Origin of the sequence: Paenibacillus xylanexedens, assembly GCF_007680605.1 — a bacterium.
GTDB lineage: Bacteria > Bacillota > Bacilli > Paenibacillales > Paenibacillaceae > Paenibacillus > Paenibacillus xylanexedens_B.
The window spans coordinates 108,405-133,386 of the sequence record NZ_VEIO01000009.1 but is presented as its reverse complement, the minus strand read 5'-3'; the positions used below and the strand labels follow the sequence as shown (position 1 = coordinate 133,386).

The window sequence follows — 24,982 nt, the reverse complement described above, 5'->3', positions numbered from 1 at the left end:
TCTGTGAGTATCCGCTTGAGTGAGATTCGGAAGCACGTACGTATGTTTTTTATTTTCGCAAAGAACAGTTTGGTCGGTTATATGGAATACAAAGCGAATTTCTACTCCGGTTTGATCATGGAGACCGTATTTCTGTTTTCCAAGCTGATCTATGTCATCTTCGTTTTCCAGCTGGGGATCGAAATTAATGGCATTTCTCCGGACCAGATGATGATCTTCACCGGGACCTATACGATTATGATCGCAATCTATACCGGATTGTTTATGGATAACTTTTATAGATTTTCCGGCCATATCCGCAACGGAACGTTGGACTTGTATATGACGAAGCCGCTATCGCTGCAGTTCATGATTTCATTCCGAAACGTTAACTACGCGTTTCCGATTCCGAACCTGATCGCCGGGATCACGATGATCGTAGTGGCTTGGCGGCGGCTTGGCATCGAGCCAAGCTTCATGCACGTGGCCGGATATATCGCCGTGATCTTGAGTAGCACGATCGTGACCTACTCGGTGCTTCTGCTTCCGCAGATTCTTGCGTTCTGGACGGTGAAGTCCGGTTCGATCTTCGATATTATTGACAAATGTTGGGATTTTAACAATATGCCGATGTACATATACCCCAAATGGTTGCAGAGAATAGGACTGTATGTCGTGCCTATCTTGTTTATTACCAACATGCCGTCGGTTTATTTGATCGACCGCTTGGACTTCTTCCTTGGGATATGGATTTTTGTAGCTCCTGTGATATCGCTTCTAGTGGTCAGGCTGTTCTGGAAGCTGGCCGTCAGACACTATGAGAGCGCCAGCAGTTAGAGAAATGCCAATAACAAATGGTTGAGAGGGTGAAGTGGATGAGCAGGATGGAGCACAAGAGCTTTTCGCCGCAGACAGAGGCTACTGCCAAAAAGCGGCTACACAACGGAATCGAAATCTATCAAAACAACGAAGGCGAGACCGAGTTCCTCTACAACGAGATTTTCCAGAAGGAGATGTATTTCAAGCACGGGATTACGCTCCCGGAACATGGCACGGTCATGGACGTCGGGGCTAATATAGGCATGTTCACCCTGTATGTCAGCAGCAAGAGCAACTGCAAGGTATATGCCTTTGAGCCACTGCCTCCGACGTTTGAACTCTTGGAGATGAACACGAGCTTGTTGCCTCGCGTAACAACGGTTAACGTCGGGCTTTCCAATGAGATCAAGGAAGCGGAGTTTGCCTTTTTTCCTACGATGTCCACGGATTCTGTCCAGATCAGATACCGGGAGAACCACGATCAGGATCTCCGATACGGGTTAATCAACCATTACCGGGATCATTTCGACGACCCGCGCATGCTAAACCGGTTTGTGGATCAAATGATGTCGCCGAAGTTTCTGAATGAACAAATCCATCGATGTAAGTTAACTACGATCTCTGAAATGATCCGTTATTACGATATGAACCCCATTGATCTGCTCAAAATCGACGTGGAAAAAAGTGAATTTGAGGTCCTGGAAGGCATAGAGCCGGAGGATTGGGGCAAAATCAGGCAAATTGTAATGGAGGTACACGGACTGGACGGAGAACAGATCAGCAGGCTCGAGAACATCTTCCGAACCAACGGCTTCAATGTCGTGATCGATTACTACGAAGACTTGAATATCCCCAATTACTTCAATGTGTACGCGATGAATCAAATGTATATATCGGCAGGGTGATCGTTATGATACAGCATCTGTATGCAAAGTTGGTATGCTCCAGCTGCAAGGGTGTGCTGGTCCAGTCGGAGGCGATGTTGCAATGCTGCAACTGCGATGCGGTATATACGATCGATGATCGTTATGTATCGATGCTCGACCAGCGTGAGCAGGTTACCCACCCTTCCGAATGGAACCGGAAAGAGGCTGAAATTCGGGATTATAGCGAGATTTCGCACTCCCTTGCGTTGTCCGGTATAGGCCGATTCGCTACCTTTTTAAACTATGGTTACGTCCCGTACGGGAGTGAGCAACATGCGGTGATCGAGCCGGGCGATGCATGGAATAGAAACTCAGTCAAGCTACTGCTTGAGACAGTGGGCAGGACGGAGCTTCGGGAGCGGGAGGTGATCGACATCGGATGCGGCAGGGGAGGGAGCATAGCAGCTCTGTCTAAATATTTCAAGCCGCTGTCTATTGTCGGTCTGGATATCTGTCCGGCGAATATTGCCTATTGCAATGCCAAAACCCAAAAGGATGAATCGTTGTATCTCGTCGGCGATGCGGAGAATATACCGTTTGCGGACGAGAGCTTCGATGTAGTGTTAAATATAGAATCCGCACATGCCTATCCGAACCGATCACGATTCTATGAAGAGGTGTACCGGATCATGAGAGTTGGCGGCGTATTTCTGTATACGGAGTTGATGCTGGGAGAGCAGGTAGCGCAGAACGTCAGACTATTAGAGGAAGCAGGCCTGTCTGTAATCCGTAATCAGGATGTGACTTCGAATGTTCTTCTATCATGTGATGAGAGTGCGAAGCAGCGTACTGGCACACAAGGGATTGCGAGCAACGGCAAAGCGAGCACGAATATTGGAGATATTCATGATTTCATCGCATTGCCCGGTTCGAAGAAATATGAAGAGATGAAGGCTGGAACGCGGCAATACCGTATGATGAACCTTGTTAAGAGGTAATTTAGCCGTCATATCAACAATAATTTTAGGTTAGGAGAAATATGGTATGGAAGAAATGATTTCCCTGGACACCTTTCAGCCCTTCGACGGCATGACAAAAATGTTTCCACATCATAATTTTCCTTATTTTAATTGCGGCTACAATTTGTTATTGACACTTGCCAGATACTTTAAAAAAGATGAGTTGCCGATTTTGAATAATGTTATTACTATTTATAGATTTGATAAACAAAAAATACAAACAAGAGGATATTTCAAGTTAGAGGTGTTGGATCTTGAGGAGGGAGATCAGATCCTTGAGGAAATGGGGATCTCTATTCGTAAAAAATCTCCTGCACTAGATACGTTACAAGATGAGATCATAAACTCTATTTCTAGTGGTCATCCGATTTCCATATTTATTGATTTATTTTATCAACGCGGGAGAGACTTTTACTATAACAATAAACATGGACTGCATCCTGTTTTTGTCTATGGCTTCAATGTTACGAACGAGGAAATATATACGGTTGATGATATTAAAGAATACAGACAATATTCTCTGCCATTTTCAGAATTTAAATCGTCATGCATGACTTCGGAACACGTAAAGATGCCAGACTACTTTTGGGAATATGCGCTAGTGCCCCCCGGTAATCATGAGATCTTGAACAATAATAAGTCAGCACACACAACCATCCATACATTCGTAGAAAATATGTGCAGGTATCAAAATGAAATAACGGAAAGTTTGAATAATATACTGTTGCTCGCAGAAAACTACGAGCTCATTATACAAAATGAAACGATTATAGAAACATTGAGCAGCACGATTTATAGAAAATGTTCTGAGAAATACAGGTTAAATACGCTCTATGAGTACGACATTGACCACATCCATGCAAAACATACGCTTGACCCGTTATTGGACCAAATTATTCATGACTGGAAGACCGTAAGGATCTATTCGAATAAAGCCATCATGTCCCAAAAGTTCACTGGGGAAATCATAGACAAGTGCGTTGGTTTATTTACAAAAATATATACGAATGAAGTACATTTTCATAATCAATTATTTTTGATGTTAAAGTCTTTCAGGTCGAGTCACGTCTAAGATGGCTAGAAATGAGCCGCATCAACAGGCATACTGTGCATGTGTCTTTTCATCGTATAAAAACCGCCATGAACAGAGAAGCCGCTTCCGATGTCTGCATCAACACGAGTCATATGGAGTCGGTGGCGATGTCGGTCAGGGTCTAATGCCTTAGGGCCGCATGTATCTGTTTAAATAACAACTTAGCCCGAAGCTTCTAAAGGTTCGGGCTATTGTTTTTTACGAAAATTTCTCAATAACGTTGTGTCGTGCATTCTTTTCAAGAGTTGCGGTAAGACGGGGTAAAGATATCCCTAACTTTGTGGCTTCTTTCACAACTTCAATTACTGAAAAACCTGCTTTGGTATTGTTGTATTCAATGGAAAGTCGTGCTAGGCTGCCCTTTGCAAAAATAACCTTGTTAAAAAGCATACTGAGAAGTGGCGGTGGAATTTTAGTCAGCAGTAGAGAAATCATATCAATTTTTGCACCTCTTGCTTTAAGTACAGGTGCAATTTCCCTCATATTCTTCCCAACATTGGCGAATGAGTCACGATGATTCAAGAGTGCCGGGAAGCTTCCTCGTCTCAACACTTCAGATTCCATCGCCGCATTCATGGCAAAGTGATTCCATAGCCAGTATTGCATATCCTTGATCCAACTAATTTTAAAATGGGCACTTTCAAATAGTTCCTTGACCTTGTTGTTTATTTGTTCCGTGCCTTCCCGTGGTTTTTCAAGAAATATCATTTTAAAAAAGCCGCCTCTAAGTGTATTGTCCGTGATGCCGCCTCCTGCTCCCGGGAAGCCAAAGACAACATTGTTGATAGACAAGGGTGAGATTGCTGATTTTAAATCTTGCCAAATGTTATTGAATATGAGGACAGGGGTGGTTCCAGCAACAGTCGAAAGAAATTGTGTTACCTCTGGAAGATGTTCCGTGTGGACACTTACAATAATGAGATCATAATTGGGACGTATCTCCTCATGAAGTTGGACGTCCCAGCTTTCCTTTATGAGCTGTTTCCCTTTTCTTGCGTCCCACATTTCAAGCTCTAAATGGCTTCCGAAGGTTGCTTTTCTCCCTTTTCTAACATAGAACTCAACGGTATGCCCTGCCTTTTCCAAAGCCCAAGCATATTGGGTCGAGATGACACCTCTACCGAAAAATAAAATTCTCATATTACCTCCTAAACATGTATTTTCGTCCTTGTTAATGATCCAACAACGTGTTGTATAATGTTATTGTATGGATTCATTATAGGGTCATCAACCATCAGATTCTTAAAAACTGTCGTATGATGGGTTGAACAGATTGAACAGAAAGTGGAGGGAAATCATGCATAAGCAACCTGAAATTACGGACAAAACAAGGCAGACATTCATAAATGTATTCTGCGATTTATATAGCCGGAAACCAATCGAAAAAATCTCCATTCAAGAGATCGCTAAGCAATCAGGATATAACCGCAGTACATTTTATCAGTACTTTACAGATATCTACGATTTGTTGGACTGTGTTGAAGAACGCATTTTGAATTCGATTAACGAAGAAATGGCAGGCAGAGAGTTTTCCACACATACTTTCCAAGATGCACTTCAGTGTTTGGAAAATGCAGAGGACATTGCAATTCTGAAAGCCCTCTTGGGCGACTATGGCTCTGTTCATTTTGTGGAACGGCTAAAAAGAGAAATTCCCTTTGAACGGTTGATTGTGGATTTGCCATCCAATGATGCTTTGGCACCATATATCATTGAGTTTTACATATCCACATTAATATCTATGTTTCGCCTTTGGATACGAAGCGACAAAGATCTATCGTCAGAAGAATTGGTCGGACTGATTGACAGCCTATTTACAAAGGGGATAACGCCATATTACATGTTTGGATCGGTCAATCCGCGGGGCAAAATCTGAGCAAGGGGGAATACGCTACTTTTTGACATAATACGATAATATAATTACAAGTTTTTGGTCGATGATGGTAGTATATACTTAAATTCAATTTGTTGAAGGAGGGAAGCTATATAGAGAGTCGGAATTCACCATTTCGTTCCGACTGTTGCAAAAAAAAGAATATGGTATGGTAATTGCGTTGTACATTTTGACGATAAGCTAAACTAAAGGGTGGCGCACATTCAATGAAGGCTAAAATTATATACTTTTTATTATTAGTTACTGTAGGAGTAAGTGTTTCGCTGTATGTATTAACGAACTATGATCTGGTTGAAAAGGGAAGTGCAAGTAGTACCTCAGATTCACTAGAATTACCAGCAAGTGAGCATGTTACAGAAGAAGAGAATACATATGGATCAGATGCAGCAAACGAAACAGTTGACAAGAAACTCGAAACAGAATCAGCTGATAGCGAATACATCTATTATTTAACAGATGATAAAATCATTGAGGCGATCAATGACGGAAAAGAAACGGATGAGGTGTTTCGTGAAAGTTTTAAATTACCTCTATTATCATCAACCGGCAAGGATGATAGTACGTTTGAATATATGGATGTTTTTATCAACACACCGTACAGATTGGTGGAATCACATTCATATAATCAATATATGTTGTACGATAAGACGGCATCTATTGACGAAGTTAGGAAATTTATCAACTATAATTCTATTTCATTTACTGCTTATGTGCAGCGAGGAACGGCTAGGATGCTAGCTACCGAATTGATACAGGACGGAACAGTCATTGAATCTTATAAGATTGATAATACGGTGAAAGGAGATATGAAGACGATCTTTTTTTCCGTAGATGCTATCGATTTCCGGGAACCGGCTACACTAAAAATATTCGAAAAAAGCAATCCTTCAAAATATTCTGAATATCAGATTTCTTTTGAGGATCATATTAAATAGTGCTTTATTAGAATAGTGTATGTAGAGTAGGTGGCGATATTGGCGAGAAAATTTTGAACAAGATGTGACGCGGTTACAGAGCCCTTTCAAAATGACGGAAGGGTTCTATTTTATATGGGTAATTGTGGATAATTGTGAGAAAAGGAGTACTAATGTGAACAGATTTAATTGTCCTTGTTGCGGCTATCCCACACTGGGAGAAAGACAAGGTTGGGAGATTTGTTGTTTATGTGACTGGGAAGACGATGGGCAAGATGATCCGCATGCAGATGAAGTTTGGGGCGGACCCAATCAAGACTATTCACTTGCGGAGGCTCGTGGGAACTTCAAAAAACACTACATCATGTATAGAGATAAACAAACCATTTTAAAACAAACGGATAAAGAAGTTCAAACGAAGAAAAGATTAATTTATGCATTTGAGAAACTTAGAACTGCAAATCATGAACCTGCCGAGCTAATATGGCAAGAAATCATCTCCTTCGAAAGGGAACTGGATGATATTGTTCACGAAAGAGTAGAACGTTACAGCAACAACATAGAGAAGAATCAAGAGATTATAAACCTGATCAACTCCGATAACCCTGACACAATCGTAAATGGCTTGTTATCTCTAGCATTAAATGCGGATGATGGAGAGTTCGTGCAAGAACTGATGGTGCCATACACTCGCCATAAAAATGAAAATATAAGAGGAATAGCCATTCTTTGTTTTGGCCATATCGCAAGAATACATGGAGCAGTGAATAAAAAGTTGATTCTTCCACTGATCCATGATGCATTAGAAGATGAGAGTTCATTGGTTAGAGGGCATGCTGATTCCGCATTGGATGATATCAATATGTTTTGCAGGTAAGTAACTTGGAAATCTAGAGAGGGGCGCTGAACCCCTCTTTATTTGTTGGGACTATTCTCGTGCTACATCTATTCTTGGAAAATCATTTTGGTTAGATCCATTCTAATCCGTTCCACATTGGTCGTTGATAAATTGTTCAGCATGATGATTGTAATCCTGTCATCGACATAACGGACGATCTCATTTTTGAATCCAACAATACCGCCGCCATGATAGACTCTTCTCCGATGCTCATCTTCATCTATAAACCAACCATAACCGTATCCAAAGTCATGGGCAGTGAATATTATGTTGAGGCTTTCCCTTGTGACTAATCTCTCTGTGTACAATGACCGGTCCCACTTGAATAGATCTTCCGTTGTAGAATAAAGATTTCCACCACCAATGGGAAAACTCATATCAATATACGCTGCATTAACGATATCATTATCGTATTCATAGCCCTGCGCCCTGTTAGGTATAACTTTTCCATGGTTATCGCATCCAGAATTATTCATACCCAGGGGAGAAAAGATGTGATTACTTAAAAATTGTTCATAAGTAAGTCCTGTCATCTTTTCTATAATGTACGCCAGTAAAATATAACCTGAATTACTATATTGGAATGTAGTATTTGGAACAAACTCAGGGTGCAAGTCTGTGATTAAATGAACTGTTTTCTGAGTTGTCGTGGGTTGCTTCATTAATTCTTTAATATTAGGAAGTTGTGTGATATTGGGAATCCCAGATGAATGTGTTAATAAATGATGCAATTGAATCTGATCACCGTATTTATATGAGGGTATGAACTTTGAGACCTTATCCAGTACGTTTAATTCACCTTGCTCTTGAAGCATCATGATAGCCATTGCCGTGAACTGCTTAGTTATCGACCCAATCCTGAACTTGGTCTCTGGTGTATTCTTTACTTGGTGCTCACGATTGGCATAGTTATATCCACGATTAAACCAAATTTTGTCATCCTTAGAGATCAACACACTACCACTGTATTCTTCATCCTTTTCCAAAGATGTAAAGAAATCATGAATTTTGCTTTCGAGAGTTCGCAATGATTTATCCTCCAAGCTCCTCAATTTGTATCTTTTATCATATAGGAATTTATTGGGAAAACAAGTCTTATAGTATTTCTACCCTTGTGGTAAAATAGTATTAGGGAGGTCTATACAGATCTCCTTTTTTATTTGCCATTAAACTAATCGATCTTACCCGTGAGATTAATCCCATCTATTAAATTTTGAACTATATCATTTTATCAAAAAGTCGAGCAAAACTAAGGTGTTCATTTTTTAGTTCCTCGACTTTTTTTGATGCCTGAAGTATTCGAACCATTGACCCGCAAATTCTCCAAGCTACAACGATCTATAAACCCAATACGCCACACATCGCTGATTCTGATCAAACTTAAAGTTTTCTTTACAATCCACCAAAGGTCCCATCCCGCATGCTAAAATACGGAAGAAAAACGACATGATTCGCTAGTGTCGGGCCACCATTCGATGGAGAACAAAGGTGGCTTAACAACTCCAATCCATAGAGTTAGTAGCTTCGTGGAAGCCGTACTGACTTGCTTGAAGCACTTACTCCGCAATATGCAAGGACTCCCTGAGGTTCCTGCGGTTTCCAGTGATTCTAGAGGAAGGTTGATCTGCTTGGTCAGAGGTCGGTTAGACAGCGGTAGAGTACTGTAATTTTGCGATAGAGGGATTCCTCAGAGTTTTTTTAAAGTCTGATCTATACATAGAAGGGATGAATGAAAGTGAAGAAAGTACAAAGACAAGGGTGGAAGGTAAGCTGGCGGATGCTGGTGTGGTTGCTAATCATTAGCTTAGTCATGACTGCGTTTCCTGTACTGCCAGAGCAATCAGTGGCAGCAGCAGACTTGCCAATGCAGCAGACAACAGTAACCAAATCTAGTGAATTCCAGGATGTGAGTCCAACAGATTGGTTCTATGATGCAATCATCCTAGTACAAGAGAAGGGGATATTTAGCGGTACGACCGCCAGCACCTTCTCGCCTAAAGGCACAATGACACGTGCCATGTACGTTACCGCACTCGGACGGATGGCCGGAGTAGATACAGGGGCGTATTCTACTTCAAGCTTTGCCGATGTTCAGGTGGGTAGTTGGTATGCGCCATACATTGAATGGGCAGTGCAGAAAGGCATTACCGACGGTACAGGCGCAGGTAAATATTCGCCGGATGCCACCGTATCCCGAGAACAAATGGCAACAATGACGTTGCGGTATTTGGAAAGTGAAAAGATTCCTTATCAGACAGGCAATTCGATCACGACAAAACCCGCCGATCTCGCTAAAGTTTCTCCTTGGGCAGCAGAAGCCGTTGTGAAGCTCTGGCAAGCGGGCGTGTTCACGGGCGACGAAAAAGGAAATTTTAACCCGGGTGTGCAAGCTTCTCGTGCGGAAGCGGCGGTTCTGTTCATGCGCAACAATGCGGTTGTGGAGGCGTGGAAAAGTCAGAATCCATCAACGGTTACCCCGACACCAACGCCGGTAGTAACACCGACTCCACAACCAACACCGACGGTGACGCCAAGTCCAAATCCAACGCCAAGCCCTGGAGGTAACAATGGTGGCAGTGGCGGCGGAGGGGGTGGAGGAACTCCTAGTGACAACAATGGTGGTAGTGGAACACCGGGAGGCAACGATGGTGGCGGAACGCCTGGAGGTAACAATGGTGGTGAAACACCAGGAGGAAACGGCAGCACCGATAATAAGATATATACACTTACTTTCAATAGCAACGGAGGTACGGCAGTTAAAGCGCAGACAGTCCGCAGTAACGAAAAGCTAACCAATCTGCCTGTCCCTATCAAGGAAGGTTACATCTTCCAAGGTTGGTTTACCGAAAGTGATCTCTCTTCCATCTTCGCGGAAGGAAGCACGGTAACTGCCGATACCAAACTGTATGCCAAATATACAGATAGCGTGGAAAATGCCGTACAGCGCACGCCGAGTTACTCTGTCTTGAATGTGAAGCCGGACTTCACTATCACGCTGCAAGATGCCTCGGGCAATTTGTCAGCAACAGAAGTCAAAGCTGGACTAACGTTCATTGACACGGCGAATCCGGATTTTGCAGGAGTTACAGTCACGGGAGGGAACGGTCTTTTCACCGTCGCTTCCGCTGCTGAAGACGGCAAGTTTGTTGAAGGTAACACGTATCAGCTGACGTTGACGGATGAGAACTTGTCCTTCCAGGGCCAGGACGCAAGCACAAGTATTTATGTGTTTAGTGTTGCCAAGCGAGAAGCCATGAACGTTCCGCTTAATGCGAATATGATCTATCTGGATTTCCAAGAAGTCACGGATATGATGTTGAATGGCGCGGAGGTAGGTTCGCCCGCAATTCCAGTGATTACTACAACAGTAGGTGGTAGCGAGAATTCACTTGGAAAAGCGAATGCAAGCAACGGTACGTTTAAGTATGACGGCAGTACCCCGATTCAAGTTGGCGATACCGTTGCAATTTACCAGGGACTGCGTCCTGATTTGCGTACGGCAGAAACGACCGATGCAGATAATGGGGATGTTGCCTATATTCAAATTACAGCGGTGAATGGCACGGTCTATACATATGGACGAGCCAGTGCCGATCAAGTGGTGTTCAGACCAGATGTATTACCGGTTAGCATAGAGGCGGATACAGATGGTGATCCAGACAACAACTCTATCACGATTGAGCACACGGCTATGAATTATAGCGACAGCCTGTATAAACCTTTTGGATTGAACGAGCTGACCACCGTAGATGTGGGCGATTTTATCGGATTTTATAATGGCAAGTTCGCCGCAGAAGGTTCCGAGGTTACTCATTATGGGCGCATTACATCGATAACATCTGCGGCAGAGATGGATATAATCACGTATAAGGATGTCACGCTAGAAGACATCCAGAATGCTTTTAATATCTATCAGAAGCAGGCCATTGACGGAGACGATCTTTTATCGGACAAACAAATCTCGCAAATTGAAAAGCAGATCGAGCAGCAAGCGACCGCCAGTGGTTTCGTCAATAAAGCTGCAGATTATCTTTCCAATTTGGCAATGGAAACGGAAGAACTGAAGGGCATCCAGCAGATTAAAGCGCAGTCCTCTTCAGGTAAAAATAGTCGGGTAAGGGTAGAGAATCTGCAAGTTAATGCGTCGCTAGGCACACAGTTGAAACATATTAATGGCCGAAGCTCCGGTGTGAGCGCAACCTTGCAAGTGAGTGCTGATATTGTCGTAGATGCAAGTGAAGATCATGATCTCGTCATTCATATGACAGGTGCTTTTGTTCAAGAGATCGCACTGGATCTGGGTATTAATGGCGATATGCAAGGTCACTGGCTTACAGCATGGGGGATTCCTTACTGGTACAGCATTGATGATTATGTGATTACCGCGAATCTCGATGCCTACAGTTATACCGGCATTAACATTACCGCAGAGATGGGTTTTGTTGAAGTCGACAAGTTGGAAGCGGCATTAGACAACTGGTTGGATGCCAAAACGTCAGGCAAGTTAGGTCAAGTACGAGATATTGCAACCGAAATCAAAGCTATCATGGATGGTGATGGTGACGATTCTTCTTTAGATGAGGAGAAGCTGAAGGAACAGTATCAAGAGATGCTGGAGGATGAGACGGAATGGGTAACGCTAATCAAGAAGACGCTCATTGAAAAAAGCAAGCGAGTGGCTTACGGAATCATCGAAGTCAAATTCGAAGCAGAGTTTGTCGTCAGCGCTCAAGTAAATCTGTCCATTGGAGCGGATTTCTATTATAAAAGCGCGAAGCGTTATTCGGTGACTTTGCGTATATTAAGTTTCGGCGGATCAAGCAATACGGTAAGCTTACCGGGAGACGGCGACTACCAGTTTACCTTCTATGTCATGGGCACGATAGGCCTACGAGCCGGTATTCATATGGAGCTCAAAGCAGGGATTGGCAGTGTTGATTTGAACAGCATCGGGCTCGCCGTTGAACCCGGGGTGTATGTGAATCTATGGGGTTTTTTCTACTATCAGTTGAAGAATGTGAGCGGGGTACAGACCAGCAAAACGTTAGGTGCCTTGTTCATAGAAATTGGAATTTATTTGGAAGTTGAAATAGGTGCTCAATTGGGTGATGGGATGCTTGAAGATAGCCTTCCACTCTATGAGAATACATGGCCGCTATATACAGCTGGAATGCAAGAAAGCATCGAGGACTTTGCCTACCCACAGGATGATGAGCTTGGTGTGATCTTTAGGGGAGGGCCTGACGGGGCCAGTATTATCGATTTGCCGCAGTCATGGCTCAAGATGAAAGGTTTCGATCTGAAAACAGGTATGGACATCCAGGAAATATTTGATATTTCGCATTTTGACATTCAAATTAGCGGCGATTTCATCTATAACCCGGAGAAGAAGCAGATTAGTGTGAAAGACTGGAGAAAACAATCAAGTACGGGGATGCTGGTCATTACTTGGAAGGCAGCACCTCTATCATTCAAGCCCACTGCGATCAAGCGCACCATTCCATTGAACTGGATCAAGAATAAAGATGGGGACATTTCGATCCAATTCAATCCAATGAATGGAGAACCAACCGAGACCGTAACTGCGGCCTTTAATGCGGTACTCACGGTGAAAAACAGAATCCCTGAAAATCCAGGATACACGTTCGATGGCTGGTATACGGCTAGAGATGGGGGTACCAAAGTAGACATTCCGAATCGGATGCCTGCAGGGTTATCCTACCTGTATGCCCATTGGAAGGTGAACACCGATACACGGTATAGAGTTAATTATTATTTGATGGATCCAAACCCTGGTAAATCGCCTACACTCGCAGATTGGGAAATGCAGACAGGCACAACCAATGAACTTGCTCGTATCACCTCTGACCGATACAAGGATCGCGGTTATATGGAGGGGACGACACAAGGGATTATTAAGGGAGACGGTTCAACGATTTTGAACGTTAACTTTAAGCCAATCAGTAAGACGGCGACGTTCAAATTAGGTTATGAGGGTGCTTCAGAAAAGCAAATCACCGACTTGATCTATACGAATATCGTGAGTCGAATTCCGGTGCCAACAAGACAGGGATATAAATTTGCAGGATGGTCACCTTATATGCCAACTACGATGCCGGCAGAATCTACGACCTTTACGGCCAAGTGGACAGCCAAGGATGACATGCCTTACAAAGTCGTATACCTGAAGCAGGATATTGGACAGCCAACGTATACGGTTGCAGATACGGAAACGCGTTACGGTACAACCGATACCAAGGCAATATTGCCTGTCGAATCCATCAAGTCTTACGAAGGGTTCACTGTAGACACAGCGTTCCCGGGTACTGTGCTGGAAGCCAACATTGTGGGTAACGGTACAACGGTTCTACGAGTGTACTACAAGCGTAATATGTATAAGCTGACAATGGATTATAAAGATCAAAGCACACCTAAAAAGGTAGTCGACAACGTACCTTATGGATCAACGACTTCAATCCATATTGGTGATCCGATCTGGCAAGGCCATCAATTCAAAGGATGGTCGCCTGTCCCTCAAGCAACGATGCCTGCGCAGGATATCGAGTATACGGCGAAGTGGGACATCGAACAATACATCGTCAGCTTCAATAGTAATGGCGGAGCGGAGGAAGTGCCTGATCAAATGTTGGATTATGGTGCAATGGCAAGTGAACCAGAGTCTCCAACCCGGAAAGATTATACATTCGGAGGCTGGTACAGCGACAGTGCTTTAACGAAGCCTTACAATTTTGCGATGCCAGTTGTGAGCCCGACTACGCTGTACGCGAAATGGATGAGCAGTTACACGATTAGCTTCGACAGTAATGAGGGATCGATGGTTCCTGACCAGACGGTTTACGGAGGAGAGAAAGCAACAGCACCAAAATCGCCAACACGTGAGGGATATGTGTTCGCAGGTTGGTTTAGCGATACAGGCCTGACTAAAGGTTATAACTTCACGACCGAAATCGTGAAAGGTAATATTACATTGTATGCAAAATGGACCATTGCTCAAAAAAATGAGTATACAGTGCGATTCTACGAGACGAGTGCTGCGCTGTTACAACAGCAGAGGGTGAAAGAAGGTGGCGTGGCAGAGTCATTTGAACCAGAACCAAGAGAAGGATATACCTTCCTGTATTGGAGAGATAAAGATACACCAAGCAAGGCATTTGATTTCACAACACCGATCACACGGAATCATGACTTATACACGGCGTGGCAAACGAATAAATATGAGGTAATCTTTATGAGTGATGGAACCAAGGTAAGCAGTCAATCCGTGAATTATAAAGAATCGGCCAAGGTTCCTTCAATGCCAACGAGGGAGGGTTACGTATTTAAAGGCTGGTATACCGATACGACCTTGACGAACGCATACAACTTCGGCAGTCAAGTCGTAAGTCCTATTACGCTGTACGCGAAGTGGGCACCTATGTTCACCGTAAGCTTCGACAGTAAAGGCGGATCGGCAGTCAATACCCAGACGATGGAATACAATGCCAAGGCCACGGCACCTGCATCTCCAACACGGACAGGTTATGTATTCGGCGGTTGGTACAGCAATGAGGATTTAACGGATGTCTACAATTTTGCATCGCCGGTGACGACAAACGTTACGTTGCATGCGAAATGGACGCCTCTATTCACAGTAAACTTCGACCTTAAGGGTGGGACATCGGTAGTCGATCCGAAGACGTTGGTCGAAGGAAGTTTAGTTGCGACCCCCGCCGAACCGGTACGAGAAGGTTATGTGTTTGGCGGTTGGTACAGCGATGAAGGGTTGACCACCGTGTATGACTTTGCAACGCCGGTGACATCAAACATCACGTTGTATGCAAAGTGGAAGGCTTTATATACGGTAACTTTCAGGGTTGCCGCTAATGGTCCAGAGCAATTGATCAAAAAAATCGTGGTAGAGGGGGAGACGGTTTCTCCACCTGATACATCTGAAATGCCATCAAACCCTGGACAAATGGTTTATGGGTGGACCAAAAACTCTGTAAATCTGCCCTATTACGATTTCTCAACGCCAGTAACAGAAAACTTCTGGTTGGCCGTAAAATGGGGTCTTGCCTACACGGTGACGTTCGAGTCAAATGGGGGTTCTGAAGTGAGTACCTACATCCTCAAAGGTACAGATCTAGTTGAAGAACCTGAACCTCCGGTACGGCCAGGGTTTGTATTCGACGGTTGGTATAGAAATGAAGCTTTAACCGGTGCCTTTGTATTCGGGAGTCAACCGAGATCACAAAATATCACATTGTATGCAAAGTGGACTGAACTCTAAATGAGTTTCAACAAAGTATGAAAAGTTAGATCAAAAGCCGATTGCTCTGAGATTCAGTGCAGTCGGCTTTTTTTAATAACAGGAGTTTAAATAATTCCATTTATATATTTATTATTGGCTAATACACCTTTACGTCCGTTCCAAGCACGGACTTGTTTTGCACCGGATTGCCGGATAAATATACTTTTTTCAAATTAGTCAGCTTGCTTAAGGTCTCCACGTTGGAAATGGCATTGTTTTCGAGATGAAGTTCTTCCATAGCTCGCCAGTTGCTCATAAATTCAAGCGAAGCCAGGTTGCTGTCTTGCAGGGTGAAGGAACGCAGGGCGGACAGTTTGGAAAAGTAAGGCATCATCTGGTCCACTTCAGTGACGGAGGTATTATTTATGCTGAAATAGGGCTCCTCCAGGATTAAATGTTCAAGCACCTTGTTCTCGGCACCTGTCTTTTGTTCGAAATTCAGCCTGCACTCCGAGCACGCCAGCGATCTTACCTGCTTCAAACGAAATAAGGCATCACTCTCTGTGTAAAGTCCAGAGTCGTAAATGTTCAGCGTCTGCAGATGTGACAAACGATCCAGAGCGCTTAGACGAGTGATGTCACTGATTTCCCAGAGGGAGAGCTGTTCCAGCTTCGGAAATTTTGCTAGTGTGGCCAGATTTAACTCTCCGCTTCTGCCTCGAAGGGTCAGGCTGGTTGCAGATGGTGCTTTCAACCCGGTGAGGAAAGAGCCAGGGATTTCTACCTTGTCTGCATTAGGTAAGCTTAGCGCTTCTGCATTCTCGTAGTATCCAGATAACGTCAATTCCCGCAATGAGGATAAGCTATTTATGGTCTTTGTTGAGCTAAGCTTGCTTAAGGAAGCTAGGCGCAGTTTGGTAATCGAAGTTTTAGCGGCTAGCGGTTCCAAACTGGAAAAGTTTACATTTTCAATGTCCAGCTTTTGAAGAGCGGGCATATTTTGCACAAAGTCGATGGACTTCACGTTGGTTAAAAAGGAAAGCTGAAGTTCCTGAAGCTGGGTTAATGCATATAACGGCTGTAAGTCTGTGGCTTCACTGTAATTGATAGATAAGGATGTCAACCCGGTCATGGACGACAACCATCCCAGATCATTGACAAAAGTGAGTGACAGGGACTTGAGCGGTAGTTTGTTTAACAAGTGAAAATCCGTGACAGACTCATCGACATAGGTAATGGATAAAGAGTTCAGGTTAGGAAATTCCAGCAGTAAGGCTAATTCCTGATTGCTGCGAAGCTGGGTAGTCAGGTGCGTAATTTTTGACTTGTCACCAAAGTAGCCGGAAAACGAATGAAAGGATTCGTTAAAAGCGCCACCATAGCTTTTCAGTCCAGACATATGAGCAAACGTGGTTTGATCCGTCTGGTTAATTTCATAGGTTCCCGTCAGATCGAGCGCCGTCAGTCCCGTAAAGACTTCAAAATCTCGCTGATCAATCTCCTGTGTATTCAGTTTCTTGTCCTGAGTAACATAAGTGATCTTCTCGGCCTTTTCATTACTGAAGGGATCGGAGAAGCTATAGGTAAACTGCCATTGGTCACTATCCAGATAATCTACGGTCAGATAGCGCACACGAGCGAGTTCCTCTTCTGTCGGCAAGGCAGATCCTTTATCAAAGATATCCCGTAAAAAGGAGAGCAGAACCTCGCTTTCCGGCATCTTGCGTACAGGCAGATTGGCTTCTGTTTTTTGAAGCGTGGAACTCGTGCTGGAGTAAAAATAAGCACCGATGGCACCCGATAGGACGAACATCAGTATTAGTAATAGCCTTACGGAGAGGTTCGGCTTCGGTGCTGTCTTAGGAGGCGTTCCGTGGTAATGATTAATGGTTTGGTCTACATGGTAGACATTGTTTTGCTTCAACAAAAGCTCTGTTTCACAATATGGACATTTTAAAACTTGCCCCTCCTTGTATTCAATTCTTCCGTTGCAATTGGGACAGTTTAACGGAATAAATGCCACGGATGCCTCCCCCTTCATGATGATTGTAAGGTTTATCGTTCTGAAGTGTTACGTTCAATAAGAGAACGAAGTTTCACATAGATAAGGAGCAGGGGGAACCTGCTCCTTTGTGGTCTATTTTTAGATTAATGCCCACTAAGCGATGGATGTGATTGGATGTTTAACGTTTACAGGATAGAGGATATCACCATGGGTTTTTACAAATAAGCCCTCATCGGTCATCGTGCTTTTTAAATCCATATCCTTGTCCTCATCCAGGGTGAAATGAAACGTTACTTTCTCTGTGTCTGCATCTGCAATCGTATTCATAATATCTCTCATATTAATTTCGTTTAGGCTGACTACATCGAAGAGATCGATATTACTGTTTTCTTTCTGATAAATGACTATGACGTTTTCGTTTTCCAAATAATAAATATCATCACTAAACACATTCAAGCAATAAAACATGAATATGCCAGGAGTATGATCGGTTGCAAACCGCTTGGAAACAGGCAATCGTTGCGATGCGAATTGTTGAATAAGCTTTAGATCCTCTGCGTCAGTCACATTTAGTTTCCGCAGGCTCGCAGGTTCTACCGGGTTAGCTTTATAATGAAAGTCCATTGAAAATAAATGTTCTTCCACAGCTTTGAACCCAAACTTGGGATAGAAATCAAGAACGGACTCATTGGCAAAAAGGTACATGAGATCATACTTGTTTTCGTATTCCTCCAAAATTTTGTTCATTAGACTTGCAGATAGACCCTTCCCGCGGTAGTCGGGATGTGTCATCACCGTGCCGATTTGAATTGCTTTTTTCTTCTCCCCCTGGATGATCAGTTCAAGGATATTCACGGATGCATTAGCGACAATACGATCTCCATCTACAAACGAGAAAGGGTTGTATCCTTCGCCCCAGCAACCATGTTGGTACCAATTTTCGAAATGAATATCAAATGTACTCGCAGCGAGTTCAAAAAAACTGTTCCGAAGGGTGTCGTTGTTTTTATAATTTTTCGTAAATTTCAAATCCTGCATGGTATGTTCTCCTTAGCTTTTTTTCTATGTATATCAATAAGCCCGATTACTCTTACATTTCTACCAGATATTATTCGACAAAAACGGTTAAACCCCTTCATTTTAAATCCTCATGTTATGTTAATAACATCTTTAATCACCATCCCAAGTTCGGTGTGTTATATTGAGGGAGCAACCATTCATTCAATACCATTACATAACAGGTGGGATGTAAGATGTTCTTTTTTGTTACATTACTCGTGTGTTTCATTGTATTCATGTTGCTGACGTCGTTCTTCAACAGGAAACATAAAGTGCTGATCTCGTTCGCCAGTGCTCTTGCGGTGAGCATGTTACTTCAGGTGTTGGAGCAATTTTATCTGAGCAGTATTTTGGTGGCAGCGTTTCTGGTTTACTTTATCATCGGAAATATCAGCACGTTCAAAAGCAACCAGTTGAAGCTGAGCTTGGCGATATTATTCAGTACATCGATCGTAACGCTCGTCTTTTCCTTTACCTATTTTAATCAAAAGACAGCACCACCGGATGCCGAGATTCTTAGAGTCATGTTTATCTATTATCCGTTGCTTGTTATATTCATCGCGTGTTATGCCTATATGCTTCTTAACCTGTTTAATTTTAAAATATTGCAGGCGACTAATCCGCTCCTGTATATCTTGAATAAAGTCCGTGCGTGGCGGCGGATGATGTACATGTTCTGGATTATTTCACGCAAAGGTTTGGCTCATTTAATTCAGCAGGATCATGCCAAACTGCCATATGTTATTGCTGAGGTACTGGATAACATGGGTGGCGTATTTGTGAAGTTTGCCCAAGTGTTATCGACCAAAAAGGACATGTTGCCTGCAAACTACATCCAAGCCTTCTCCAGTTTGCATGATCAGGTGAAACCGCTAAGCCCACAGGAGCTGAAAACGATTATCGACGACAAAATCGGCAATATGGATGAAACGTATGAATCCTTTGGCATGGAACCCATCGCAGCGGCTTCGATTGGACAAGTTCATCTGGCGAAGCTGAAGTTGACGGGAGAGAAGGTTGTTGTCAAAATTTTAAGACCTGATGTAAAGCAGAAAATGACGGTCGATTTGGATATTTTGATCCAGTTCGTGTCATGGCTGTCCGAACGCTCTGTCAAAATCAAAAGACTGGGATTAATTCAGCTTGCCGAAGGGTTCAAACAGAATTTGATCGAGGAAACGGATTTTGATATTGAAGCTTTGAATACGAATCTGATGAGAAAAGCATTCGAAGAACACAACATTCGTATCCGTGTCCCCGAAATATATTCGGAGTATTCGACAAAACAGATCTTAACCATGGAATATATCGAAGGAACCAGCTTCACGAAAGCAGTGACAAGCGACGTTTCGGAGAGAGTGATGCACGCATTTTTGGATCAGATTCTAATGATAGGTATCTTTCATGCAGACCCGCACCCCGGAAATCTGATGCTGACCGCTGATGGAGAGGTTGCGCTGATCGATTTTGGTTCAGTGGGCTACCTAATGGATGAAGAACGAGGTGGGATGTTAAGCTTCCTGATGGGATACAGCAATCGAGATACGAAAGAGATGGCGTATGGTTTGACACGAGTGTGTGAGGATGGGCATTTGCTGGATGAAAAGATGATTGAACAGCGTCTGAGCCGACTTTTGTCTGAAGCGTCTTTCTCACCAGACCCGACAAGTGTCATGATGAAACGAATGATGTCCATGATCACGGAGATGGGGATGTCGTTAAAACCGACGATTGCCGGAGCATTCAGAGCCATCATTACGTTGGATGGGACGCTCTCGTCTGTAGATGATATGTACTCTTTATCCGCAACCAGTCAATCTTACGCAACTCATATGGATAAAGGACAAGTAGTCAAAGAGCGTTTAACCAAGGTCAAAGAGCAGATTACGGACTACATTCCGAAGTTGTTGGAACTGCCTATTCTGAAGGACAATAAAATTACGATTGCTCGTGAGGAAAATCATTCAATACATGATTTTATGGGCACTCTGACAGTGGGAATCTTCACGGTGATCTGTATGGTTGTCATGCTTGCTAGTTTTGTGGTGCAGGGGGAAGCGATGCGATTTTTACTTGCTCCGTTATCTATATCTGGTTTTGGCGTAGGTATGATCATATTGATCATGGCTGTAATTAAACAGTTGAAACCGAAGGTGTAAGTAGGATGGAGAATGAGACAGAATGGAGGCTATACCATGCCCGTATCGATAGATAAGGCAAGGGATTTTGTATATGCTAACGGTTCACTCTGGGAGCAAGCGTTGTTTAGTTATCTTTTTGATGGCGGCTCGGTTGAACGGCTGTATCAGCGCCTGCTTTGTTACAAAAATGCGGATGGCGGGTGGGGGCACGGTTTGGAACATGATATTAAATGTCCGGATTCGCATCCGCTCGCCCTAGAGTTTCTGCTGACCATGGGCAGGGATATGAATCTGTCGCTGACAGAGGTGTTGAAGGGTACGGTGAATTGGGTTGAACACAATCGAAATGATGATGGCTCTTTAAAGAATCCTGATTCCTTACATAAGTATCCCCATGCTTCATGGTGGAGTGGTGGCGGGCAGTCCGCACCCGATTCAATTACAGGTAATTTGATTAAACAGGGGATTTGCTCCGCTTCCTTAGCTACAACGACAGCAAAGTGGGCAAAATCCAATCTGACGCTAGAGCATATTCAGGCTAATGAGTGGCTGTTTATGGCGTACCATGCTCATGACTACTATCTCAATCTGGAAGATACGCCTGAGAATAGACCTTTTATAGAAGCAACAATCGAAAATATTCTGAAGTGTGCTCAGAACGCAACGGAGAAAAATCAATTTACTCTTTTCCAATTCGCGAATACACCCAATACCAGAGTAGCCCAGGCTATGCCTAAGGAATTACTAAACAAGTTTCTGGATGACCTTGCATCCTCGCAACGGGAAGACGGGGGATGGAGCGATGAGCATGGCTTGAAGCATTGGCAGGCCTATCATACGATTTTTACGTTATCGGTGCTTCGGAATTATGGAAGGTTGTAATAGGTTTGATTTCATATCATAAGTTTATAAGTTCTATCTTTCGATGTTGTTATCTTTGTATAATAGAGTATGAGGGAAATGGAAATGAGGTGTTTTACAGGGCATTTATGTTTTTTTGAAAATAATATATAGAAATATAAAAATATCTTCTAGAGTTATCTAATTAATTTAGTTTGAGGGGGATTATTATGACTTTACTGTACATATGGCTTGATAACTATGGTTCCTTTAAAAAACAAGGTTTCCAATTACATAATAAATTCCATTTTCATTATGATTCTGATAGAGGGAAATTAGATATTGAACGTAACCAATACTATATTTCAAATTTTTTTGAAATTCAAAACATAGTTGACAGGGAAGATAACGGAAGAGTTTGCAGTGTGACTGGTATCATCGGAAGAAATGGGGCAGGAAAGACTACTTTGTTAGATTTTATAAAGGCGCAGTTGGTATATGATTCTAGTATCTTGAGAGATAAAGCTATAGTTGTTTACCAAACAAAAAATGACTCAATTATTTTCCACCATGAGGATATTCGTATAGATTCGGGTAATTATATGGATTTCGGTTTTCGTTTAACAAAGTATACTAAAGGTGATTATTCACTTGCAAATGCACTTGATCATAAAAGAATTCATTCTAAGATATCCTATATATTTTTTTCGAATATTTTTGATGCTAAACGTGAGATACAATCGAATAATTTAAAGAATATCTCAACTAATTTTTTGGTCAAACAAGATAAATTAGATGCACTTCAATTGCGAATTCATGAACCAAATTTTAGTGAAACTGAGATTTTTAGGTTATCTGAAATCGAAAGACAATTAAAATTTATTAATGACTATAATACTGAAGAGCTTAATTTGCCAATTGAATTACCGTCCCAGGTATGGGTCAGCGTGAACAGAATATACTCTAGTGAAACATTTCATGATAATAAAAAAAATAAAAATGTTCTTAAAAAGCGAGTGCTGTCCTTTCGGTTAAAAATGAAAACTATCTTTTTAGACAGAAGTATTAATATCGGAGGAAGTGAGAAAGTCAAAATAGTTTTCTTTCATGCTTTAATCGATTCATTTCTGTATGATTTAGCTAGCTATGAGGAAGATTTGATTCCAGTATCATTTCCGAGTGAAAATCTAATAGAATCCCAGAGTAATTGGAGGTCCTCTGTTAAACGGATTATGAAGGAAATAAAGTTTGTATTTAGTCGTGAAAATATTAATTATGTTGATATAAATCGCAGAATTGATGGTGTTCAAGAGATGCTTGACTTCTTTGAGAATCAAATTGATGAAAGCAATATTGATGATGACCGTCTTACATTTTTTCTCGGTAATGGAGTCAAAACGGAAAAAAGCATTAATATTTTGATAGAGAAGTATAAAAAAGCCTCAGGCTTCACTCCTTTTCTAAATTTTGATTGGAGAGGTTTAAGCTCAGGGGAAAAGGCCATGCTTAGTACTTACGCTCGTTTCTTTAGATTGTCAGATGAACAAGAACGGTATCACAATCTGAAACTAAATGATCAGGTCATAGTTCTGATTGATGAGGGAGAATTGTATCTTCACCCAGAATGGCAAAAAAGATTTTTATTAAGTGTTGTTAATTTTCTTCCAACTATTTATAAAGGACGAACAATTCAGGTAATTATAACTTCAAACTCTCCAATAATTGTCTCTGACTTGCCTGCGTCAAATCTTATATTTATAGATAAAACAGAGAAAGGTAGTAAAGTAATAGACGGTCTACTCGACAATAAACAAACTTTTGCCGCTAATATTCATACTTTAATGTCGGACGCTTTCTTTATGAGCACGGGTTTAATAGGAGATTTTGCTAGGTATAAAGTTAATCTTTTAATAAACCAGATTATGAATAGGTCATCAGATGATTTGTGGGAAGATAAAGATATTTTAGAAAAGTCAATAAATATTATTGGTGAACCCGTATTACGAAATAAAATCAGACATATGTTGCAGGAAAAATTGACTAATCAGTATAAGAATGATGAAGAAAATAAGAAGCTTTACGATCTTGTAAGGAAACTCCAAAATGATTTGGAAGAACTAAAGAGGGAAAGAAAACATGATTAAAATTAATTCTGACCAGAAAGTTAACTTGAAGGAACTGGAAAATAAACATTTGGATTATATGAAAATTCGCCATTTACCTAAACTTGAAGAAATATCAAAAAAAAAAGGTGTTCATAATAAAAGAGTATATAGTTATCTCCTAAATAATTTTGATGAATTGGTGACTGGTAAGCCAGAAATTCTGAGAAATCTAATTGTTGATCTCCAAAGAATGGGGGTTAATTTCGATTCTAAAAATAGCAAAAATAGAAAATTATACAAAGATATGGTTAAAGTTTTCAATTATAGTGATTTTGTATCACGCTACCCCCAGACATCTGAGTGGGGAGCCTACACCTTTGTATCAGAATTAGGTGTAAATGTATGCCCATATTGTAATCGACAGTACATTTTCACCTTATGTGACTCTAGAACAGGTAGAACAAGAGGATCTATAGACCATTTTTATAAAAAATCAACATATCCTTATCTTGCTTTATCGTTTTATAATTTGATCCCCAGTTGCAAATTGTGTAACTCAGATTTAAAGGGTAATAAGGAATTTTCACTGGATACTCATGTTCATCCTTTTTTGGAGGGGTTCGGGAAAGATTACACCTTCAGTCTAAAAATGCGGTCAGGCAATACCCTATTTAATGGGATGGGCGAATGCCAAATAGACTTTTTGTTAGGCAGTGGAGACGAGTTCGATTTAGAATTTAAATGCAATACATTGGATTCAAAATTGGAAAGTCGGCTTAGAAACAGTGCGGAAGTTTTTAAACTAAATGAATTATATAATATGCATAAGGAATATATAGTTGAATTAATCAAAAAAAGCGTAATGTATCCTGACTCGAAAATAGATGAATTGTTCCATCAGTATCAGGGAAAGCTATTTACAAGTAGAATTGATGTGATACAAACTTTACTTTCTAATTATGTACAAGATAAGCACCTAGATAAGCGTATATTAGCAAAGCTGTCGAGGGATATTAGTGAGGAATTGGGAATCACTAACTAAATTATGAAGTTAGATATAAACTCTTTTGCTGAATAAGTACAACGTATATAAACACGA

Annotated in this window: 16 protein-coding genes; 12 read left to right on the top strand and 4 right to left on the bottom strand. The window is 41.9% G+C overall.

Features of this window, described 5'->3' with window-relative positions:
* Positions 1–3 precede the first annotated feature (3 nt).
* Genes FS818_RS24975 through FS818_RS24960 form a run of 4 tightly spaced genes read left to right on the top strand, consistent with a single transcriptional unit; the run spans position 4 to position 3,755 of the window.
* Positions 4–816 (top strand): ABC transporter permease, encoded by an 813-nt coding sequence (locus tag FS818_RS24975; protein ID WP_145335746.1) that lies wholly within the window; start codon positions 4–6, stop codon positions 814–816.
* Between the two features lie 38 nt (positions 817–854).
* Positions 855–1,703 carry an FkbM family methyltransferase gene (locus FS818_RS24970; protein WP_186375596.1) on the top strand — a complete coding sequence of 283 codons (849 nt, stop codon included), beginning with the start codon at positions 855–857 and terminating at the stop codon, positions 1,701–1,703.
* 5 nt (positions 1,704–1,708) lie between these two features.
* Positions 1,709–2,662, top strand: a complete 954-nt coding sequence (locus FS818_RS24965; protein ID WP_145335742.1) for a class I SAM-dependent methyltransferase — start codon at positions 1,709–1,711, stop codon at positions 2,660–2,662.
* Between the two features lie 46 nt (positions 2,663–2,708).
* Positions 2,709–3,755: a hypothetical protein gene (locus FS818_RS24960; RefSeq protein WP_145335740.1), complete on the top strand. Its 1,047-nt coding sequence runs from the start codon at positions 2,709–2,711 to the stop codon at positions 3,753–3,755.
* A gap of 219 nt (positions 3,756–3,974) precedes the next feature.
* Here the strand turns inward: FS818_RS24960 and FS818_RS24955 are convergent, their stop codons facing one another.
* The gene (locus tag FS818_RS24955) at positions 3,975–4,916 is read right to left on the bottom strand and encodes a ketopantoate reductase family protein (protein ID WP_145335738.1); all 942 of its coding nucleotides are present in this window, start codon (positions 4,914–4,916) and stop codon (positions 3,975–3,977) included.
* Between the two features lie 157 nt (positions 4,917–5,073).
* On the opposite strand from FS818_RS24955, the gene FS818_RS24950 reads away from it, so the two are divergent.
* The 3 genes from FS818_RS24950 (at position 5,074) to FS818_RS24940 (ending at position 7,461) form a co-directional block, all read left to right on the top strand.
* Complete coding sequence (locus FS818_RS24950; protein ID WP_145335736.1) at positions 5,074–5,652, top strand: TetR/AcrR family transcriptional regulator; 579 nt, start codon at positions 5,074–5,076, stop codon at positions 5,650–5,652.
* A gap of 224 nt (positions 5,653–5,876) precedes the next feature.
* Positions 5,877–6,605 carry a hypothetical protein gene (locus FS818_RS24945; RefSeq protein WP_145335734.1) on the top strand — a complete coding sequence of 243 codons (729 nt, stop codon included), beginning with the start codon at positions 5,877–5,879 and terminating at the stop codon, positions 6,603–6,605.
* Positions 6,606–6,759: 154 nt separating this feature from the next.
* Positions 6,760–7,461, top strand: a complete 702-nt coding sequence (locus FS818_RS24940; RefSeq protein ID WP_145335733.1) for a CPCC family cysteine-rich protein — start codon at positions 6,760–6,762, stop codon at positions 7,459–7,461.
* 68 nt (positions 7,462–7,529) lie between these two features.
* On the opposite strand, the gene FS818_RS24935 is transcribed toward FS818_RS24940, so the two are convergent.
* A complete protein-coding gene (locus FS818_RS24935) occupies positions 7,530–8,510 on the bottom strand; it encodes a serine hydrolase domain-containing protein (RefSeq protein WP_186375595.1) in 981 nt (326 codons plus the stop codon).
* Between the two features lie 707 nt (positions 8,511–9,217).
* On the opposite strand from FS818_RS24935, the gene FS818_RS24930 reads away from it, so the two are divergent.
* The gene (locus FS818_RS24930; RefSeq protein WP_186375594.1) at positions 9,218–15,772 is read left to right on the top strand and encodes an InlB B-repeat-containing protein; all 6,555 of its coding nucleotides are present in this window, start codon (positions 9,218–9,220) and stop codon (positions 15,770–15,772) included.
* Positions 15,773–15,890: 118 nt separating this feature from the next.
* Here FS818_RS24930 and FS818_RS24925 read toward each other — a convergent pair whose 3' ends face one another.
* Entirely contained in the window at positions 15,891–17,546 is a 1,656-nt protein-coding gene (locus FS818_RS24925; protein ID WP_313960484.1) for a leucine-rich repeat domain-containing protein, read from the bottom strand.
* A gap of 345 nt (positions 17,547–17,891) precedes the next feature.
* Complete coding sequence (locus FS818_RS24920) at positions 17,892–18,776, bottom strand: GNAT family N-acetyltransferase (RefSeq protein ID WP_145335724.1); 885 nt, start codon at positions 18,774–18,776, stop codon at positions 17,892–17,894.
* Positions 18,777–18,991: 215 nt separating this feature from the next.
* Between FS818_RS24920 and FS818_RS24915 the strand changes: the two genes are divergently transcribed.
* The 4 genes from FS818_RS24915 to FS818_RS24900 all read left to right on the top strand — a co-directional run bounded on the left by FS818_RS24915 (position 18,992) and on the right by FS818_RS24900 (position 24,925).
* Positions 18,992–20,956 (top strand): ABC1 kinase family protein, encoded by a 1,965-nt coding sequence (locus tag FS818_RS24915; RefSeq protein ID WP_145335722.1) that lies wholly within the window; start codon positions 18,992–18,994, stop codon positions 20,954–20,956.
* Positions 20,957–20,992: 36 nt separating this feature from the next.
* Positions 20,993–21,820, top strand: a complete 828-nt coding sequence (locus tag FS818_RS24910; protein WP_145335720.1) for a prenyltransferase/squalene oxidase repeat-containing protein — start codon at positions 20,993–20,995, stop codon at positions 21,818–21,820.
* Positions 21,821–22,008: 188 nt separating this feature from the next.
* Positions 22,009–23,922 (top strand): AAA family ATPase, encoded by a 1,914-nt coding sequence (locus tag FS818_RS24905; protein WP_145335718.1) that lies wholly within the window; start codon positions 22,009–22,011, stop codon positions 23,920–23,922.
* Complete coding sequence (locus FS818_RS24900) at positions 23,915–24,925, top strand: hypothetical protein (RefSeq protein ID WP_145335716.1); 1,011 nt, start codon at positions 23,915–23,917, stop codon at positions 24,923–24,925. Before FS818_RS24905 ends, FS818_RS24900 begins: the two co-directional genes overlap by 8 nt.
* Positions 24,926–24,982: the final 57 nt, after the last annotated feature.